Here is a 19,486-nt window from a genome sequence, read left to right on the forward strand (position 1 = left end):
TGGCATCGTACGACATAGGAAACTTGACTTATCGCCAAAAAAGGCGAAAGTCATTCATCAAAAAATGGCTTATACAGAAAGTGCAAGCACTTTCGACTGACAGATTGAAGCCGCTTTTTGGATTCTTCTGACAGTCTAAAGTGACCTCGTAGCTGTCTTTTCCTCTGCTAGTCATGCTCCGGTGTGTGTCCGCCCGAGACAACCCGCAGCTTATTCACGAAGGGATGGTTGTCGCTGGAGCTATACACCGAAACGTAAATTTTTATCCTTTCTTAACTCTTTACATTAGGCGCGACAAGTGATTGACTTGTTGCGCCCTATATATTAAAACGGGAGGTCGTTAAAACAATGCTTGAAGGAATCATTAGCCCACACTTTACAGACACCCTCCCATTTCTCTATAGAGGGTTACAATTAACCATTTATATAACCTTTGCCGGTATCTTTTTTGGATTCATTTTAGGGACGATCTTTGGTTTAATGCGGCTGTCGAAGAGTAAAATCATTTATGGAATTGCGACAACCTATATCGAGTTAGTACGTGGTACGCCTATTTTAGTACAAGCCTTATTTCTTTACTTTGGGGTCTCTGACTTTTTTGGGATAAATTTCGATGCTGTGACTGCTGGGATCATCGCGATTGCGATCAATGCTGGTGCTTACATTGCTGAAATTGTCCGTGGCGGTGTCGAGTCGATTGATAAAGGCCAAATGGAGGCTGGACGTTCAATTGGTTTAAGTGCAACGCAAACGATGCGTTATATTATTTGGCCACAAGCATTTAAACGAATGATTCCACCATTAGGAAACCAGTTCATTATCAGCTTAAAGGACACGTCAATTTTTGCTGTTATTTCCGTAAATGAAGTAACGTATTTGATCAGACAATATATTAGTACGACCGGAAGTCCATTCGTCCCACTCGTTATGCTTTGCTTTGCTTATTTGATCATTACGATTCCTTCCATGTTAATTTTACGACGCATTGAACGGAGGTTAGATGTTTAATGATAAAAGTTACTGATCTACATAAAGCCTTTGGAGAATTGGAAGTCCTAAAGGGAATTAATGCAGAGGTTAAAGAAAAAGAAGTGGTCTGTGTCATTGGTCCATCCGGATCTGGAAAAAGTACGTTCTTACGATGTTTGAATCTATTAGAACAAGTAACCTCTGGCGAAGTCATGATTGACGGAGAAAACTTAACAGATCCTAAGATCAACATTAACAAGCTGCGTTCACAAGTGGGGATGGTGTTTCAACACTTCAACCTCTTTCCCCACAAGACTGTTTTGCAAAATGTAACGTTAGGTCCGTTAAAAGTAAAGGACATGTCCAAGGAAGAAGCAGATGATCTCGCCCACTCTTTATTAGATAAAGTCGGTTTGTCCGACAAAGCGGACGTCTATCCAGGAAGCTTATCAGGTGGACAAAAGCAGCGTGTTGCAATAGCAAGATCCCTTGCGATGAATCCTAAAGTTATGCTATTTGATGAACCTACTTCAGCACTAGACCCTGAATTAGTTGGCGGTGTACTTGAAGCAATGAAAGATCTTGCCAAAGAAGGAATGACGATGGTCGTAGTCACTCACGAAATGGGCTTCGCACGCGAAATGGGCGACCGCGTCATTTTTATGGATGATGGTAAAATCATGGAAGAAGGCAGTCCCCAGGACCTTTTCGATAACCCTCAACACCCGAGAACGCAGGATTTCTTGCGGATGGTATTGTAGTCTATTCATTAAGTATATTACTAGAGGGGAGGGCCTTCCCTCTCCCTTTTATGTAAAGGTATATGTGGAGGGAAAACCAAGAAAAAAGACTCAATCGAAAAAATTATAAAAGAGAAGAAGCCGCTGACAATGTCACGACTTCTCCTCTTTTAGCTTTTCAATTAACTCTTGCAGTTCTGGAGTCAACCCTTTTACAGCTTTTCCTTCTATTACGGTTACGGGGATACCCATAAACCCGAAAGCTTCCACTTCTTTTTGATACTTACGATCCGTCATAACATCTCTTACCTCAAATTCAACCTCTGCCTCAGTAAGCATTTGCTTCACCAACGTACACTCCACACAATCTTTTGTTGAATAAACAATCGCTGATTTTGTCATATAAAACACTCCTATTCCTTATAACTTCGTAAAACAATTCTACCATAATATCACATTCAATTTGACAGTACTTGTGCTATCTTATCTTAATTCATAAAGTCACACTCATAGCTGGGTGAGAGCGATAAATCAAACTTATTGAACCTACCCAAACAGCATCACCTAGTTGAAGGTGCGTTTCAAACAAAACTTCACCCTCGTCCTATGTACCATCGCCTTGAAGAACGGGTTCGTTCTCACGTGACGATCAGCTGGCTTGCCCTTTTACTCGTACGAATCATTGAGGTGAAAGCAAGAACGACGTAGCAGCAGCTTCAAAAAGAGATGAACCGATGTTGGAGTTGACCAAAGGGCTTGAAATAAGAAAAACCGCATAGCGGTCTTTTATTAAAAACAGCGTCAGCTCGCATGTTTTAAAGTCTCAAGGATGCTTTTCCCTTGAGACGAGCGGCGTGAAGGTAGCTGTCCTCTTATAAATTCTGATCTTAGAATAAAAGGAAGTATAAATTGCCTAAACGGCAATTTATACTTCCTGTAATATACGAGTATCACTTTTCTCATTTGCATGTTTTTTATCTTCTAGGCCAAGTATCTGTGCTGTTGAAGTATGAATATCATGCAGAAGCTCTGTGTTTTCCATTAGCGATTCATTATAAGAAGGAATCATTTCTTTGATTTTCGGTTCCCACTCTTCCATATGTTGCGGGAAGCACTTTTGGATGATATCAAGCATAACTTGAACAGCGGTAGAAGCACCGGGTGAAGCGCCTAATAATGCTGCAATCGAACCGTCTTCGGCCGTAATCACTTCCGTACCAAATTGAAGCGTTCCTTTACCACCAGCTTCAGTATCTTTGATTACTTGCACACGCTGGCCAGCTACGACTAAATCCCAATCCTCACTTTTGGCGTTCGGGATAAACTCACGTAACTCTTCCATACGCTTTTCTTTCGATAACATCACTTGCTGAATCAAGTATTTTGTCAATGACATCTCTTTTGCTCCTGCCGCCAACATCGTTAAGACATTATTCGGTTTTACAGAGGTTAACAAATCAAATATTGAACCGTATTTTAAAAACTTTGGTGAGAAGCCAGCAAATGGTCCAAATAGCAAAGATTTTTTGTCGTCGATATATCTTGTGTCAAGGTGGGGAACTGACATTGGAGGCGCACCAACTTTAGCTTTACCGTATACTTTTGCATGGTGCTGCTCTACAACAAACGGATTGTTACATGCCATAAATAGCCCGCTTACTGGGAATCCTCCAATATGTTTTCCTTCGGGTATACCGGATTTTTGCAGTAAATGTAAGCTTCCTCCCCCGCCCCCGATAAAGACAAATTTAGCAGTATGGCGTTCGACATTACCGCTATCGAGATTCCGTACTTTCAATTCCCACAAGCCATCGCTCGTACGTTTGACATCATGAACACTGTGTTTATAATTTATATCGACATTTTTACTCTTTAAATGGTCAAATAACGTGCGCGTTAAAGCACCAAAGTTAACATCCGTTCCAGAGTCGATCTTTGTTGCTGCAATCGGTTCATTCGAAGTACGGCCTTCCATAATAAGCGGAATCCATTCCTTCAGTTTTTCAGGGTCATCTGTATATTCCAACCCTTGAAACAACGGATTATATGAAAGCGCTTTAAAACGTTTGTTTAAAAAATCTACATTTTGTTCCCCATGTACAAAACTCATATGAGGTAATCGCATGATAAAGTCCTGCGGATTACGTATTAGATTACTGTTTACGAGGTAAGACCAAAACTGCATTGAAACCTGGAACTGTTCATTAATTTTTATAGCCTTGCTAATGTCTATGGATCCGTCCGGTTGTTCAACGGTGTAGTTAAGCTCACACAATGCCGCATGCCCTGTGCCCGCATTATTCCATTCATTGGAGCTTTCTTCTCCAGCGCTTTCTAGCTTTTCAAACACTGTAATTTCCCAATCCGGTACTAATTCTTTTAAGAGTGTCCCTAAAGTCGCACTCATGATTCCGGCTCCAATTAAAATTACATCTGTTTTAGTTTCACTGCTCATTTTTACCGTCCTTATACAAAAGATTTTCAGAAAGGATGCTGCTGCATACGCAATAAAGAAAGCCCTTGCAAAACTAGTCACACATCTTTTCTAATCAATTATAACCTAATACTAGTTTATCAGAATTTTTAATAGATTAATACACATATTTAACTATTAAAATCGTGGTTATACTACTTAAAAGCTAGAAGTTTGAGAGGTACGTCCACAAGGCTTTTAGAAGCATGCAGAAAACCAAAGCCTATGCATCATTTTCGTACGGTGAACCGTGGTTATTTAAAAGGCAAAAAAGAAACAAGAAGAAAATTCCTTCTTACTTCCCCAATACGAAGTGAATGTTAACATCTTACATATTTGCGTTTGAAACCAAGCTTCCCTTTATCCATTTCTTTTTGAATACTTTCGTAAGCATTTAGGAAACTGCTCTTTTTTTTGTCCCTTTTGACTTCTACTGTACCTACTGCCTTTGCGGTCTCGACTGCCTTTTCATTGAGCGGCAAATAGGAAATCCCCACTGAGTATAGAAAATTATTCATAGCCGATTTCGTTCGTTCTGGAGAATCGTGAATCGTATTTTCCACCATATCAAGCATATTGGAAATCTTGCTTTCGGAAAATTCATGGTCTTGGAGATTCCCTAGAAGCCAGCAATAGCAACTCCAGCCCCCTGACATTCTCAGCGCTTTACCACTTGAGATCCATTTATCAGCAACTTCTTGTGCAATATCTGCTTCCGCTAAAGTTACTGCGACCACATAATCGGATAACATATAAAAATATGCTGAATCCATCCAACGATCAAAATCCGACTCAGACATTGCTTTTGGCTCTGCAATAATGCCTACAAAATACATTGCATCATAGTTCCCTGTGGCATAAAGTTCTTCAGCTAAAGGTTGATTTAATTTTATTTTCTTGGCTATTGGTTTCATAGCACCTGTAGCTACGCCAAAAACCGGCTCTTTCGCACCATTGGATATGTACACTTTTTGTTTATACTCTTTTCATCAGACAACTGGTAAAAAGACTGTCATTCACTGGTAAATTTCAGTGACCGTAATCACTCTTTTTTATCTTCGTAAAACTATTCTACTATGTTATCATTTCCAGTCTAGGTTATCATAATTAGTATAATGAAATTTTTTAACACTGAAGAATAGTAGGTGAAGCGTCTATGGAATCGAATTTATTGAGTTTAGCCCAAAAATATCAACGAGAACATGAGTGGAGAAAAGCTATTGATTGCTATAAGCAATATATCAATGAAAAAACCGGGGTATGCGAGGATACGGTTTATGCTGCCTATGCCAGAAGCCTGCGGATCATTGGTCAAACGAGCTTAGCAAAAGCAACCCTTGTTGAGGCGAAAAAGCAACATCCTCATAGCGAGACCATTCTTCTTGAGTTCCATAATCTATACGATTTTTTGGGAGACTGGAATGCAGCAAAAACAGTTGCCAACAGCTTAATCAAAATGTCCCCTAAAAAGGCAGACTATCATCTTCGATTAGGGAGAACCTATTCATTTTTATCAGAATATAAGAAAGCCAAAAAAGCATATCGAACCGCTTTAGAACTTAAGCATCAATTACCTCTTGATTCTTTAATTGAAAATATTCAGAGGAGCTTTGCGGAAAACCCAAATGAAGTTAGCTCTAAGTATATTTTTATAGATGGGAAAAACAATCTAGGTGCCTTTGTTCATGACCACGGCGATAAAAAATATTTCACAAAGATCTCCTTGTATAAGAATAAAAGTACCGGAGCTGGTCGTGAGGAGACATTCTATAAAAATTTGTGTGCAGATTTTCCGCAGTTGAAGAGCTTAGTACCTCAATACGTTGATTCACAAATTATTGACCAAATCTCTTATTTAACGATCGAAATGATTGATTCTCTCCCAATAACCTCTGAACATTTGCAGAAGGTTATCGAGACATCTCAGCAGGTTTCTACTGTTAAATATCGAGAGGTTATTGACAGCTATCCAATTCCTAACTATGTCTTCCAATACAAAAAAGGAAGAGCCATTTCTGTTGTTCATTTTTTTACACATATCCATAAAGAAGCGTATAATCAAAAAATTTTTGAATCACTGCATTTAATCACCAAAAATCACAATTACCCTAAAGCTGTCATTCAAATCATTCATCGATTAGAAGCCGTCATTATGAATAATCAGCTATACAAGTATATGGTGCCTGATAAGCACTACTCATTACTGCATGGTGACTTCGCTTTTCAAAACCAAATGATCAATAAAGCAGATGAAACACCTCGTATTATCGATTGGACATCTTATACGGTTGGTCCGCACTTTATCGATATTGCAAGGTATATGACGAGTTTATTAATCCCTTATCCAAAGGTAAAGAATTGTTATCTCGATGATCATGACACAGGTGGAAAGCTAACAAATATTGAAGAGATCTTTTTTTTGTACGCATTAATTCTTTTTTACTTTCAAAAATTTGGTCGAAAGAGAATCGAAACCGAAGTATCCAACTTCCTCCTACCAGCCTTAGAGGATTTAGAAAAATTAGTGTTGAAAATGAATACGTCCATTGAAGGTGATCATTTGAGTGAGGAAAAGCAACGATTAACAGAGGAAATGAAAGAAAAAGAGCTTAAAATTAACCAACTGGAACAAAGACTCACGATCGTCAAAGAAGAAAAGGAGCATTTGAAAAAACGATTAAAAAACGTGTTATCCAGTAAATCATGGAAAATAACGAGACCCTTACGCATCTTTACTGAACGATTAAAGAAAAACGGATAAGAAAACGATTAGCTCACAGAACAAAAGAGGTCACTTGTTTTTGTGAGCTTTTGAGCTGCAATTAAACATTTTAGTTGCGTTGTTCCTTTATGAGAGCTCCTCTATAAGGATCTGCAATCTATGCTAAAAGGGCAAGCATGTGCTTGGCTAACGCTCAAAAAACAAATAGCTACAATCTTTTAGAAAAGAGTCTTAATAAAATACCGTTTTGTTATTACTTCGTTATTTTTCCGAAATTTCAAAAATATACTTCCAATTCTAGAATGATATGATAAAATAAGGATATACCTCCGATTTTATCCACCCCTAACAACCATCCTGTTTATTTTCCCTTTTTTAAAAAAATTTAATAGAAAGTAGATGATGTTAATATGCAGAATACAGCTTTTTGTACTTGTGGAAGTGGACTGGTCAAGGAAAATTGTTGCCAAGGGAAGCCTGAAGTAAGGGTAACTTTGCAGCCATTTTCTGACCCAGGCGAAAAACAGGTATTTTTAGAAAAACTCCAAATCAGTTCTCAATTTGATATGCGATACCGTGGTCTAGTAGATTTTTACGGAGACGATTTAATCGCATATAAGCAAGAAAGACGATCCATTGAACAAGTTAACGAATTTCTCCGTATCTTTGCCAAACATCTAACCGATAACCTGGAAGAAGATTGCCCAAACTCGTGGAAAGACTGCCCCCCTTCATTCTTAGAAGAATTAATATTCGGACATTACCCCCACCATATGAAAATTACCACCAAGCAAAACGATTCAGAAATATTTCTGTTACAGCTAAAAAGGTTTTTCCGATGGCTCGACCAGCGAGTAGGAACTTCCTGGTATGATTTAGTTGATAAGTATGCAGAAGAGGCCGCTCCCGAACTTAAAAGGTGTGAACAGCTATTAAACCACCTCTTTTTGTGTGAATTTCCACGCATCCACCACAACGACTGGAATGTTACAGAAGATATAGCCACACTAGAAATTAATCTCAATAAATGCAGTGAATCAGTTCATAGTGTGTTCCAAATTACAGAAGTATACGAGGAAATTATAACAGCTAACGATCTAGACTCTGGTCGAACTTATCAGATAACCGGAATACCATGTAATATGGTAACGCCAGGAATTCTTATCAACGGAATAATCGGCAAAAAAAGGGAAGATTTTTATTGGACATGGCTCAACACAGAAGGCGTCTATCCATCAAAAGCAATCGATTATTTTAAGTTTATTGGTTAAAATCAGAGTGTCGTAATCTTAAATCGAGTATAAGGGAATCCTATATAATTGAATTGTGTCCCTCCCCTTCTCAAAACCCCGCTTGCTTCTGACACCGCATGGTTCAATAACCAGGAGCTTCAATCAAAAAAATTCAAAGGTTTATTATTGCTTTCTAACCTATTATTTGTTCTAACATATCTTTCCCTATAATAACCTCCACTCCACACTTTGCCTTTACTTATGATACGGTTCACCCCGATTAATCTTAAACGCCCTGTACACCTGCTCCACTAAAATCAGCCTCATTAACTGATGGGGGAAGGTCATATCGGAGAAAGACAACTTTCCATTAGCCCGCTGCAAGACCTCGTCACTCAACCCAACTGATCCGCCGATTACAAACGCTATTTTGCTTTTTCCGTATGTTGCGAGGCTGTCGAGTTCTTTAGCGAGTCGTTCAGATGTCCATTTCTTGCCTTCAATGGCGAGAGCAATGACGTGGGTGTCTTGGTTGATTTTGGCGAGGATACGTTGGCCTTCTTTGTCTTTGACATTGAGGGTGTCGGCTTCGCTCATGTTTTCAGGTGCTTTTTCGTCGGGGACTTCGACGACTTGCATGTTGGCGTAGGCGGAGAGGCGCTTTGTGTATTCTTGGATGCCTTGCTTTAAGTATTTTTCTTTTAGTTTTCCGACGGTTATAATTGTGATATTCACAGGTGTATAACTCCTCTCAAAAAGTTTTTCCACAATAGTTATCCACATTTCCACAGTTTTTCTGTGGAGTTATTTGTCGACTTGATAAAAAGCATTGTTACTACAGTAATTACAGGTTGTGGACAACTGTTTTTCATCTGTGAGTTTGTCGATTTTTGGCGGAAGTGCATAATAATCGACAATATCCTCTATCGCCATATCTATGTGTTCTTCACAGCAGTAATACATCATCTAGACCTCCAGTATCCTTGAATTTCTACTCTTTATTTTCAGTTATCAACACTGCTGTGTGGATAACTATTTTCCCACAACCCTTACTCTCCGTTCTGTTTTCAGATTTATGGGAAATGATATCCATATAACTTATCCACAATTCCATGTCTTGTGGATTGCTCTAATTTCTATTGTATAGAAATGAACGCTTTCCGCCAAGTAAATGCCGAAATTCGTCAACTTTCCCTTAGTTGTACCTTGAACCTGTTCGTAAAAAGCTCGAAACGTTCCCCTTACCTTTTACTTGGCTTGCACTTGTAGTTTAAACTTTCTTAAAGTAGAACGAAAAAAATCAGAGGAACACGTCCTCTGATTTTTTATTCTATTTAAAGCAGTTTTCGTATAGTTTGCAAAAACCATTAATTAAAATATTTGCTGCTCAAGTGTCAAATCTGCCGTTTGGCGTTCACCGTTCCGGTAGTATGTTACTTCCATCGAGTCACCGATCGATTTTTCCGTATAGAGGAATTTTCGGAGATCATGAGCGTCTTTCATTTCTGTATCATCGAGCGCCACGATAACGTCACCTTCTTGAAGACCTGCGTTTGCAGCTGGTGAGTCCGGCTCGGCTCCTTCGACATAAACGCCACCTGAGACATCTTCAGGTAGTCCAAGGGTATCTCGCCAATGGAAGCTCGGAATTTCTTGAAGTGAGCGAATCATCACACCCATTTGTGGACGACGGACTTCCCCATGCTCTTCTAAGTCTTCAATGGTTGGCATAGCAATCGCAGATGGAATTGCAAAACCGATACCTTCTACTGCTTGTTGAGCAATTTTCATTGAGTTAATTCCAATGACTTGGCCTTGAAGATTGAGTAACGCACCTCCGCTGTTTCCAGGGTTAATCGCGGCGTCTGTTTGTAAGACTTCTGCGTTCCAGTCAGGCTGCCCATTTCCACTTAAATCAACGGGAACACTTCTTTCAATAGCACTAATGATCCCCAGTGTCACTGAGCCTTCAAAAGATAGCGGATTTCCGATCGCGATCGCAGGCTCACCTGCACGAAGCGTGTCAGAGCTGCCGAATTCAGCGACAGTGTCTATTTTATCGCCTTCTACTTCTAAAACAGCTAAATCGGTTAAGACATCTTCTCCAACTAATTCAGCGGGTATTCTCGAGCCGTCAGAAAGCGTGACGTCAATTTCTTGTGCATTGTTTATAACATGCTGGTTCGTTACAATAAATGCACGATCCTCTTCTTTTTTATAAATCACACCAGATCCTGTTCCTTCACCACTTCGCTCCCAAAAATTATGACCGGAAGACTGCTGTACATTTACGACACCCACGACTGCATCGTTTACTTTATCAACAGCATCAATTACTTCTGAGCTAATGGAGACATCGACGGATTGAAGCTCCGGTACCGTCTCGGTTTCTTCACCGACCATCGCTTCCATTGCATCTTCCCCTTTTGGAGCGACATTGTATGGTAAAAGACCGTTATTCGCTAAAACTGGGACCGAAAAAACGACGATGAGTGCACCTAGAATGGCACCTACAAACGATGAAATACCGACTTTTTTTGAAGAACCTTTTTCTTTTTGTCGACTTGGCTGATGACTATCATAGTACCCCATTGGTTGAACCTCCTTTAATCTGTCTTGTATAAGTACTTAATTTAAAGAAAACTCGGCTTGCCACGAAACCTTAATGATGGAAGCTCTAGTTGCACTTATACTTTTATCCTTTAGAGAAGTTAAACTTCCTTAAAGAGCATGTTCAAAAAGTCCGCTAAAAATAGCCGTCGGAGAATAGGGTCTTCTGCTAAATACCGCCACGTCCTGTGGCGAACGCAGAAGTCATCCCAGCCTGGGGAAGCTCGTTGGCTTATTTCTCTCCTCACGTATTAACACCAGATGTCTCTTTCTCTACTAGTTACGATACGAAGAATATCCGTCGAGACAGCTTGTAGTGATCGCTATGATGTCTTGTTCGTCGCTCTGGTGCTCGAAAACTTCGCCGCCTCGACCTACTCGGCTCTTTTTATGTTATGCTCCATTTTGAACACGCACTTAAAGTACAAAAAAGACCACGAAGCTTGAGTAACGTGTCAGGGCTTAGTGCTCCCAGACTTTTTGAACAGTTTCTTTTAAAGAAGAACCAGCTGTCTATTATAGCCTCGTTTTGACTCTCGTTCATGAGGAAAGTCTTGTGTGAAATTTCTTATGCTAGTGTTTATATTTTATAAAAAACAACAGCTACCGTCTATTCTTACGTACGGTTTTCGATAATTTTCCATACAACTATACGATTTCCCAATTTGATGCATTTTAGTCATCTATGAAACTAGAAAAAGGAATTTGGTTTACCGGTTTAGACCTCTGCCAACACTGTTGGCTGCATTGGGTCGGTGTCATAGAGCTTTAATGCTTTACCTACTTGATAGCCACGTTCTTCAAGGGTTTGTTCGACCGTCATGCGTGCCAAGTCCTTCATATTGTTATCTTTACTTAAATGAGCGAGATAGATATTTGTTGCCTTATCGTTTGTATCTAACAAATCGGCCATTGCGTGAGCTGCGTCCACGTTTGAAACGTGACCGACATCGCTTAAGATCCGCCGTTTTACACTCCACGGATAACGGCCCATTCTAAGCATATCCATGTCATGATTAGACTCAAATACGTAAGCATCAGCATCGCCGACAATCCCTTTCATCCGCTCGCTAACATACCCGGTGTCTGTAATCAAAGACAGCTTTCGACCTTCATGATGAAACGTGAAAAACATCGGTTCAGCTGCGTCATGAGAGACGCCGAACGATTGAATGTCAAGGTCTCCAAACGTCTTCGTATCTTCTAGTTCAAAATGAAACTTTTGCTCAGTTGAAAGCTTTCCGAGCATATGATCCATTGCATTCCAAGTCTTTGTATTCGCATAAATCGGCAAATGATAGCGCCGGGCAAATATCCCGGCGCCTTTAATATGGTCACTGTGCTCATGAGTGATTAAGAGAGCGTTCAATTCGGAAGGATCGAGCTGATTTTTTTCAAAACATTCCTCGAGCTTCTTGCCGCTTAATCCAGCATCAATGAGCACTTTTTGGTTGTTTGTTTCAACATAGATAGCATTTCCAGTACTGCCACTTGCAAGTACACTAAAACGTAAGCTCATAATGCTTGTCACTCCAATTGATTCAATCTATGGGATACTCCAGTCCAGCGCATTCACGAAACGGTCTTTTCCGTTCACATCTATACGCCACATTGGTGCGAAAAATTCTGGAGCATCAATGTCTGCCTGGTGAATATTATAGTAACCGATCTCAACATCATCAATGACCACGTCCGTACCGATTTGATTTTCATTAATCAGTAATTCGATGGCTTTTATAGGAGTAATGAGTTCTTGTTCTCGGTCGGTATGAGCTGTAACCTCCAGATATCGCTGGGAGTAGGATTCGATTTCCATATCCTCATTCACTAGCAATCGTGCGTGGGCATATTCACTTTCCAAATAGTTTAACGGTTGATCGTTGTACGTCTGGTACACCAAAATTTCGCCATCCTCTTCCACATACTCACCGAAAACATACTCATCACCAAACATCATATTATCTGACAAAAATGCGTCTACACTAGCAGAAAGATTTGCCGGCCTAAGAGGGTATGGTTCCTCTAGTGAAGAAAAAAGAATATGATTATCCAATCGAACGCTCACGTCTTGATTATTTATATTATTTTGCAGCTCTTCTTCATCAAAGTCTCTCGGTTTTCCAGTGATATGGTAACCCATTTTCGTCTGCTCAGGTTCTTCTATAGCAAGTCGAATGTTGTTTTCCTCTAAACGCTCCTGTAGAGTCACTTGAGCTTGAACATTAATATTACTCTCATTTCTTTTTTCAATGAGTTGAAAACCTAAAAAGACATTTAAACAAAGGAAGGTCACGATAAAGATTGTTTTAGCCCTGCTCCAATCCATCTTCCGAACCTCCTTCTGGTACTAAATCTTCTTCCAAATACTCTTCTTCTCGCTCGACCAACTCATCAAATGTTGACCATTGCCCGTTCATGTAAACAAACCAGCTCGGTGAAAAAATGACGAGCGAACCTGTATTGTCCATATAATAGCCGATTCGGATATTTGCAACGTCCTCTTCATCAAATAATTCAGATGAAGAGAGAAAATCCAATACGTCATCTAACGGTTCTAGTTGCACCATATCATCGTTACCTAATGGATCGGAGTCCAGCTTAAACAGAGGACGCTCAAATCTCTCAAATTGCGTACCTGTACGTGCGACTTCTTTCGTAAAATAGAGATCTTGATTTGCTGAGCCGTTTAAAACAGGAAATTGTTCCATAAGCAACCGGTATCGGATCGTTTCAGTGATATCAGTGTGCTGCCAGTTATCCATTGTATACGATTCTGTCCAACCACCATGGGCATTCACATAATCCAACGCTGTAGTTACAATATGATTTTCGTTTTCGTCGGCATTATCACGGACAACGGGATAGTTATATTCAAAGACATTCCCCAACGTACTCAGTGAAACATTTAAAAATCGAGTTCCATCCGTATACGATTGTTCTCTGCTCCCCCTCGAATAGGTTTGCACAAAATCAGGATCACTAAAGAAAATCCGAATAAATGATTGCTCACTTATCGGTGATGTATTAAACGTCAGCTTCTTCATGGACGGAGGATCTTCGGGGAGATAAGCATAGTTAAAAAGCCCCTCTTCAAAAGAAATCCCCTCTGCTAAATATAAATGGTTTTGTTCTCCCTCATAAAGTGCTGCCAAGTTACCCGCTGTTAAATTCGTATCAGCTTGAACAATACTTTCCTCTTCGAATGAAATAAAACGAGCAAGAATTTCACTTCGGGAGGATGTATTGCTTTGTGACAAGTAAATTCGGTCTACCGACTCTAAAGGAAAAAAATCATCCTCAAAGTTAAACATACTTTCCATAACTTCTTTTGGAATAGGAGCAGAAAACGTATAATCGACTGCTCTGTCCTCCTGATTTAGTAACGGGACGCGACTAATGGATATATCACGTGGCTTTTGAAATTCAATCTCTGTTAATGCATCCATTTGAGCCTGAAACCGGATCTCATCTGGCTCCAGCCAATAATGCAAATCGTCATCATGTACTACAATACTTGAAGGTGTGACTAAGTTTTCGATCCCTGCTTCTTCTCCAATTTCAGGACTTTCAATCGAATCTTGCGGTTCCAAGGGGCTAAATTCAGGCTGAAACGTCCAGATTGAATAAGTAAGTCCAACACTTGTGAGAATCAATACCCACAACAATGCAGTTTTGAAATGCTCTATGGCCATTACGCTTCTTTCGCCTCCTCTGGAACCGGAAGGCTAAAGGACATCTGGGTACCTTTCTCCCACTCACTGCTTACCCAAATATCTCCACCGTGGGCGTGAATAATTTCCTTTGCAATCGCTAGACCTAGGCCGGTTCCACCTAAGCTCCGGGTTCTTGCTTTATCCACTCGGTAAAAACGATCAAAGACGTGAGGGATACTGTCTTTCGGAATTCCTACGCCTTCGTCTTGAACGCTAATGATCACACGCCTTTTATCAACTTTCACCGTACAAGTAATCGTTCCGCCTTCCGGTGAGTATTTAATGGCGTTTGAAACGATATTATCTAATAGCTGTGTCAGCTTATCCCGATCTCCATATACAAATACCGGCTCACTCGGTATGTTACGTTTAAACGTAATTTCCTGATTTTTGGTCGACATTTCGAAACGATCAATCACTTGTTCGACAAATGACGTTAAATTCAAGGAATTCAACGTGAGATTATAGTCTTTACTATCCATTTTGGACAGCTGTAGAAGATCATTAACAAGACGGATCATTCGCTCTGTTTCATTTTGAGTCACATTAATAAAGCGTGGTGCCACGTCTGTATCAAGGGCACCGTCTGCCAATGCCTCAAGATAGCTTTTCATTGAAGTGAGTGGCGTACGTAGCTCATGTGAGACGTTTGCCACAAACTCACGACGTTCTTGTTCAATCTTTTCCTGTTCTGTCACGTCATGAAGAACAGCAATGAGGCCATTTTGCTCCCCATTCTCTTTTTCAATAACAGAAAAGTGTGCTTCTAAGAAGACTTCATCATCAGGAGAATCAAAGTCCAGGAGAAGAGAATCATTGTATTGATACAATTCATTTAATTTAATTAGGCTCTTTAAATTCAACACATCTGTCAGCTTTTCACCTAATGTCTCTTCTTGTTTCCGGTTCAGCATTTCTTCTGCTCGCCGATTCATCAGGATGATATTCCCGTTTTTGTCTGTAGCCACAACGCCATCTGTCATATGCGTTAAAACGGATGAAAGCTTTCTTCGCTCTCCTTCTGTCGTCGCATGCGCATCTTGAAGCTTGTTTGTCAGATCATTAAATGCCAACGCCAATTGACCGATTTCATCTTCACCATATACTGTTACGCTTCGTGAAAAATCACCTTTCCCCATGACTAAAGCTTGTCTTTTCATATCCACAATCGGTCTTGTGATCGTTTGTGCTAAAAGGACCCCTAAAATAACCGTAATCGATAATGCCATTATTGTTCCTGTCATTAAAATCTGATTAATTTGCTGCATTTGTGCGTAGATATCTTCCATTGAAGCTTCAATATAAATCGCACCAATGACTTCATTTTGCTCCTCATCCATTACCGGTTCGGCCATGACGCGCTTTCGCTCTCCAGTTTGAGAATCACGCATAATACTGGCATTATCAGCGCCGATCAAAGCTCTTTTGACCCTCGATTCCGTTGTCCGTTGTCCGATGGTATTCCTATCAGCTATGTTTGAGGTACTGATAATTACACGGTTTTGGTCAATTACCTGTGCGTCAGCATCCTGGACTTGGAAAAGCTCTCTTAAAACAGCGCTGATCTCAGTTTCTAATGTCGGATCATCTTCCCCACGTTCCTCTAACATTTCCTGCTGAACGTTATATACTAGTAGACTCGCTCGTTCATCAAGCATATCTTCAAAGTTTTCGACGAGTCTTTCTTCCACTTGTTTCGTAAAATAAACTCCGATGACCTGCATCGCAATTAAAATCAACAACACGTAAATAATCACAATCTTTACATGTATTGACTTATAAAAGCGGATTTTCTTCATGCAATCAACTCTCCTGGTCGGCGTTACGCAAGTAATAACCAACCCCACGTCTTGTAACGATCCACGTTGGATGACTTGGATTGTCCTCTACTTTTTCACGCAGACGTCGTACCGTCACATCAACCGTACGGACATCACCGAAATAATCATATCCCCAAACGGCTTGTAGTAAATGTTCGCGCGTCATAACTTGCCCTAAATGTTTCCCCAAATAATAGACAAGTTCAAATTCACGGTGAGTCAGCTCAATAGGCTGACCACGCTTTGTAACCAGGTAAGCATCTGGCTGGATCAGCAGAGGACCGACTTGAATGTCTTTATTATCTTGCTCTGGTTCCTGAACTTTTTGATTTCGTCGCAAATTGGCTTTCACACGAGCAACTAACTCCCGTGTACTAAAAGGTTTCGTGACGTAATCATCTGCTCCAAGCTCTAATCCCAGTACCTTATCAATCTCAGAATCTTTTGCTGTAAGCATAATAATTGGCATATCATAGGTTTTTCTTACTTCACGACACACTTCCATTCCATCACGATATGGAAGCATAATATCTAATAATATTAAATCTGGTACGTGTTCTTTTACTTTTTCAATCGCTTCGTTTCCATCATAAGCACAAACGACATCAAAACCATCTTTTTCAAGTCCGAATTTTAAAATATCTGCAATCGGTTGTTCATCATCAACCACTAAAATTAGTTGCTTGTCCATTATTTCACCAGCCTTCATTTTTATATGCATTTATAGTGAACGTGTCAATTCTATATATTGCGTGTTCAAAAAAGAAGTAAAGAGAAACAGTCAGAATAACCGAGTAGCATTCCTTTTAGAAGGACGTTGGTTTAAATCATCACAACGTCCAGTGCAAATGTCAGCTATTTTCCCAAAACCTTTTGAGTTTCCCTTTATATAGACTTATCCTCTTACATTCTATCACAGTTCCAATCAAGGAATAAACCTGCACCAAGTGGTAAAACAAGAAGGCTTGCGCAACTTTTACCAGTCTACAGAAAAACAGCTAGACCTTCTTAGCGTACAACAAAAAAACCCTCTTATCTTTAAGACTGATAAGAGGGTTAAGGACGTAGTTATCTATTTAAATAGTCCATCGGGTCTTCAAGACTTCCATTCTTGTATACTTCAAAGTGAAGATGAATACCTGTCGAATTTCCTGTCTGTCCCATCGTTCCAATTTGTTGACCGCGAGAAACACTCTGACCCGAACTTACACTCATGTCACTTAAATGAGCATAAACAGTCTCCAATCCGTTACTGTGACTGATTCTCACAGTGTTACCATATCCGTTTTCATAACTAGCAGATGTGACTGTTCCACCCTCAGCAGCGAGAATGTCACGGTTTGATGGTTGCGCAATGTCAATCCCTTTGTGGAATCTTCCCCACCGTGTACCCTGATAGCTGGAAATATAGCCACCTACCGCAGGCCATGCAAGCTGTCCACTACCTCGTGAAGTTGTTTGTTGAACTTCCTTTGTTCCTTTAACCACAATTCGGTCTTCCGGTTCAGATACTGTTTCTTCATCTATAACTTCACTTGAGGATGTTTGACCGTTTTTCATAATCGTTTTTGATTGAACGACCTTTTTTCCTTCTTTTCCTTCTTGTTTCACTTCTGTTTTACCTTTATCCATACTGTCGTCTTCTTCTGTCTTTGTTTGATAAGGGATTGACTCCTCGTCTTTTGACACTTTCTCAACAACGACATGTAATAATGGTTCCTGAACTGTCACTTGAATAGTATCACCAATTTGAATGAGTGTATCATCATCCATTCCCGGGTTTGCGTCTAATAATTCTTTTACTGAAAGGTCATGATCTGCAGCTATTGAACCGAGAACATCCCCTTCTTCAACTTCATATTCCGCTTCTTGAACCGCACCTGTTTCCATTACTTCAACTAAGTCTTCTTTAGACTGAATATCTTCAAGCGTAACAAGGACTTCTTCATATTCAAATTCTTCAGATACGCTCACATCAAGAAGCTTTGAATTTCCTACTTCAAGATTGTTGTCTTCTTCATCATTCTCAAATGCTTCGAGCTCTTCTTCACTTACATATTGTAACTTGAGGTATTCAACAAAATCTTCAACATCATGTTCTGCACTTAAATATCCTGCCTCTTCATCTCCAACTGTGAGTGCAAGAGCCTCGGCTTTCACTTCTATTAGATCGGCTAATTTATCCAGAGTCACATCATTAATTACACGAGCCTGGAATACGCGCTCGGGAATAACGTCGACTTCCTTCGACGTCGTAAGAACGAGATCTTCATAGTCTTTTTCAACTTTTTCAATCTCTGAATCTATGAGCTCATTCACATCTTCTTCATGACTCACAAAACCAATGCGCTCTTCTCCATAATAAACATGATAAACCGTCGTCAGACCTTCTGATTCATCTTCTTCTAAACTGTGATCCGCACTGACTTGTGCAGAAACTCCAATTGTAAATAGTGTCGTTAATACTATTAATATGAAATGTCGTATGTATCGTTTATGTTGACCAATCTCTTGGTTGGATTCCTGGGCTAAAGTAAGCATAAGATCCTCCTAATGGGCTGTTCCTTAAATGAAAGTTTAAGTAAATGTACCTATTTTCTTTCAGTAGTCATTCTACCATAAGTGACAACTGTCGTGACTAATGTGACAAAACTGTAAAAGAACTGTATTATTCGTGTCATTTTATGTAAAAAAACAGCGTTCAGTGTCCTTTCTCGTACGAACGTGCTATGTTTATGGCTAAAGTTTGTTGTTTTTGAGCGTTTTTTCAACTCAAATGATGATACGAATAAATGAATTTGCCCTCCACGATCACTTGATTTGAAAAACTCAAAAACAACTGCCAACAAAAGAGCATTATACAAACAAAAAACCTACCCTGCTGCTGCAAGATAGGTGTAACGTTTATTTAATATGGTGCTGGCCAGAGGACTTGAACCCCCAACCTACTGATTACAAGTCAGTTGCTCTACCAATTGAGCTAGGCCAGCGAGTATAAAAAAATGGTGGCTCGAGACGGAATCGAACCGCCGACACGAGGATTTTCAGTCCTCTGCTCTACCGACTGAGCTATCGAGCCACTCTGGCGGTCCCGACCGGGATCGAACCGGCGATCTCCTGCGTGACAGGCAGGCATGTTAACCGCTACACCACGGGACCTTGACCAAAAATATGTATTTTATACTCTATCAAACTTAACCAGCTTGT

16 protein-coding genes and 3 tRNA genes are annotated in these 19,486 nt (G+C 40.0%); 4 read left to right on the forward strand and 15 right to left on the reverse strand.

Annotated elements, in window-relative coordinates; translation table 11 throughout:
• Positions 1-348 precede the first annotated feature (348 nt).
• Both CDZ94_RS13680 and CDZ94_RS13685 read left to right on the forward strand, forming a co-directional pair.
• Positions 349-1,008, forward strand: a complete 660-nt coding sequence (locus CDZ94_RS13680; protein ID WP_096437950.1) for an amino acid ABC transporter permease — start codon at positions 349-351, stop codon at positions 1,006-1,008.
• Positions 1,008-1,730, forward strand: coding sequence for an amino acid ABC transporter ATP-binding protein (locus tag CDZ94_RS13685; RefSeq protein ID WP_096437952.1), 723 nt, complete (start codon positions 1,008-1,010; stop codon positions 1,728-1,730). The genes CDZ94_RS13680 and CDZ94_RS13685 overlap by 1 nt, the downstream gene beginning before the upstream one ends.
• 132 nt (positions 1,731-1,862) lie before the next feature.
• On the opposite strand, the gene CDZ94_RS13690 is transcribed toward CDZ94_RS13685, so the two are convergent.
• The 3 genes from CDZ94_RS13690 to CDZ94_RS13700 form a co-directional block, all read right to left on the reverse strand.
• Positions 1,863-2,111 (reverse strand): glutaredoxin family protein, encoded by a 249-nt coding sequence (locus tag CDZ94_RS13690; protein WP_096437954.1) that lies wholly within the window; start codon positions 2,109-2,111, stop codon positions 1,863-1,865.
• Between the two features lie 523 nt (positions 2,112-2,634).
• Positions 2,635-4,194 (reverse strand): malate:quinone oxidoreductase, encoded by a 1,560-nt coding sequence (locus CDZ94_RS13695; RefSeq protein WP_280951886.1) that lies wholly within the window; start codon positions 4,192-4,194, stop codon positions 2,635-2,637.
• A 308-nt stretch (positions 4,195-4,502) separates the two neighbouring features.
• Positions 4,503-5,150, reverse strand: coding sequence for a DNA alkylation repair protein (locus tag CDZ94_RS13700; protein WP_245415741.1), 648 nt, complete (start codon positions 5,148-5,150; stop codon positions 4,503-4,505).
• A gap of 188 nt (positions 5,151-5,338) precedes the next feature.
• On the opposite strand from CDZ94_RS13700, the gene CDZ94_RS13705 reads away from it, so the two are divergent.
• On the forward strand, positions 5,339-6,943 hold the full coding sequence (locus CDZ94_RS13705; RefSeq protein WP_096437958.1) for a cell division protein ZapB: 1,605 nt from the start codon (positions 5,339-5,341) through the stop codon (positions 6,941-6,943).
• Positions 6,944-7,314: 371 nt separating this feature from the next.
• Entirely contained in the window at positions 7,315-8,175 is an 861-nt protein-coding gene (locus CDZ94_RS13710) for a hypothetical protein (protein WP_096437960.1), read from the forward strand.
• Positions 8,176-8,391: 216 nt separating this feature from the next.
• On the opposite strand, the gene rlmH is transcribed toward CDZ94_RS13710, so the two are convergent.
• The 12 genes from rlmH to CDZ94_RS13770 all read right to left on the reverse strand — a co-directional run bounded on the left by rlmH (position 8,392) and on the right by CDZ94_RS13770 (position 19,438).
• The gene (gene rlmH, locus CDZ94_RS13715; protein WP_096437962.1) at positions 8,392-8,871 is read right to left on the reverse strand and encodes a 23S rRNA (pseudouridine(1915)-N(3))-methyltransferase RlmH; all 480 of its coding nucleotides are present in this window, start codon (positions 8,869-8,871) and stop codon (positions 8,392-8,394) included.
• Positions 8,872-8,940: 69 nt separating this feature from the next.
• Positions 8,941-9,102, reverse strand: coding sequence for a CxxH/CxxC protein (locus CDZ94_RS13720; RefSeq protein ID WP_321196062.1), 162 nt, complete (start codon positions 9,100-9,102; stop codon positions 8,941-8,943).
• A gap of 405 nt (positions 9,103-9,507) precedes the next feature.
• Positions 9,508-10,728, reverse strand: coding sequence for a S1C family serine protease (locus CDZ94_RS13725; RefSeq protein ID WP_096437966.1), 1,221 nt, complete (start codon positions 10,726-10,728; stop codon positions 9,508-9,510).
• 736 nt (positions 10,729-11,464) lie between these two features.
• The gene (locus CDZ94_RS13730) at positions 11,465-12,265 is read right to left on the reverse strand and encodes an MBL fold metallo-hydrolase (RefSeq protein ID WP_096437968.1); all 801 of its coding nucleotides are present in this window, start codon (positions 12,263-12,265) and stop codon (positions 11,465-11,467) included.
• Between the two features lie 27 nt (positions 12,266-12,292).
• The gene (locus CDZ94_RS13735) at positions 12,293-13,072 is read right to left on the reverse strand and encodes a two-component system regulatory protein YycI (protein WP_096437970.1); all 780 of its coding nucleotides are present in this window, start codon (positions 13,070-13,072) and stop codon (positions 12,293-12,295) included.
• Positions 13,053-14,438, reverse strand: a complete 1,386-nt coding sequence (locus tag CDZ94_RS13740) for a YycH family regulatory protein (RefSeq protein ID WP_096437972.1) — start codon at positions 14,436-14,438, stop codon at positions 13,053-13,055. Before CDZ94_RS13740 ends, CDZ94_RS13735 begins: the two co-directional genes overlap by 20 nt.
• Positions 14,438-16,258: a cell wall metabolism sensor histidine kinase WalK gene (gene walK, locus CDZ94_RS13745; RefSeq protein ID WP_096437974.1), complete on the reverse strand. Its 1,821-nt coding sequence runs from the start codon at positions 16,256-16,258 to the stop codon at positions 14,438-14,440. The genes CDZ94_RS13740 and walK overlap by 1 nt, the downstream gene beginning before the upstream one ends.
• Positions 16,259-16,262: 4 nt before the next feature.
• On the reverse strand, positions 16,263-16,970 hold the full coding sequence (gene yycF, locus CDZ94_RS13750; RefSeq protein WP_096437976.1) for a response regulator YycF: 708 nt from the start codon (positions 16,968-16,970) through the stop codon (positions 16,263-16,265).
• Between the two features lie 377 nt (positions 16,971-17,347).
• A complete protein-coding gene (locus CDZ94_RS13755; RefSeq protein WP_096437978.1) occupies positions 17,348-18,820 on the reverse strand; it encodes a peptidoglycan DD-metalloendopeptidase family protein in 1,473 nt (490 codons plus the stop codon).
• A 373-nt stretch (positions 18,821-19,193) separates the two neighbouring features.
• Positions 19,194-19,269: transfer RNA gene (locus CDZ94_RS13760), tRNA-Thr, on the reverse strand.
• 13 nt (positions 19,270-19,282) lie between these two features.
• Positions 19,283-19,358: transfer RNA gene (locus CDZ94_RS13765), tRNA-Phe, on the reverse strand.
• Between the two features lie 4 nt (positions 19,359-19,362).
• Positions 19,363-19,438, reverse strand: a tRNA-Asp gene (locus CDZ94_RS13770).
• Positions 19,439-19,486 lie beyond the last annotated feature (48 nt).

Origin of the sequence: Alteribacter populi, assembly GCF_002352765.1 — a bacterium.
GTDB lineage: Bacteria > Bacillota > Bacilli > Bacillales > Salisediminibacteriaceae > Alteribacter > Alteribacter populi.

Coding starts and splice junctions, on each gene's coding strand:
- CDZ94_RS13730 (WP_096437968.1), bottom strand. CDS start 12,265: ATGAGCTTACGTTTTAGTGTACTTGCAAGTGGCAGTACTGGAAATGCT.
- CDZ94_RS13755 (WP_096437978.1), bottom strand. CDS start 18,820: ATGCTTACTTTAGCCCAGGAATCCAACCAAGAGATTGGTCAACATAAA.
- CDZ94_RS13685 (WP_096437952.1), top strand. CDS start 1,008: ATGATAAAAGTTACTGATCTACATAAAGCCTTTGGAGAATTGGAAGTC.
- CDZ94_RS13710 (WP_096437960.1), top strand. CDS start 7,315: ATGCAGAATACAGCTTTTTGTACTTGTGGAAGTGGACTGGTCAAGGAA.
- CDZ94_RS13720 (WP_321196062.1), bottom strand. CDS start 9,102: ATGATGTATTACTGCTGTGAAGAACACATAGATATGGCGATAGAGGAT.
- CDZ94_RS13740 (WP_096437972.1), bottom strand. CDS start 14,438: ATGGCCATAGAGCATTTCAAAACTGCATTGTTGTGGGTATTGATTCTC.
- CDZ94_RS13725 (WP_096437966.1), bottom strand. CDS start 10,728: ATGGGGTACTATGATAGTCATCAGCCAAGTCGACAAAAAGAAAAAGGT.
- CDZ94_RS13680 (WP_096437950.1), top strand. CDS start 349: ATGCTTGAAGGAATCATTAGCCCACACTTTACAGACACCCTCCCATTT.
- CDZ94_RS13690 (WP_096437954.1), bottom strand. CDS start 2,111: ATGACAAAATCAGCGATTGTTTATTCAACAAAAGATTGTGTGGAGTGT.
- walK (WP_096437974.1), bottom strand. CDS start 16,258: ATGAAGAAAATCCGCTTTTATAAGTCAATACATGTAAAGATTGTGATT.
- CDZ94_RS13705 (WP_096437958.1), top strand. CDS start 5,339: ATGGAATCGAATTTATTGAGTTTAGCCCAAAAATATCAACGAGAACAT.
- CDZ94_RS13735 (WP_096437970.1), bottom strand. CDS start 13,072: ATGGATTGGAGCAGGGCTAAAACAATCTTTATCGTGACCTTCCTTTGT.
- yycF (WP_096437976.1), bottom strand. CDS start 16,970: ATGGACAAGCAACTAATTTTAGTGGTTGATGATGAACAACCGATTGCA.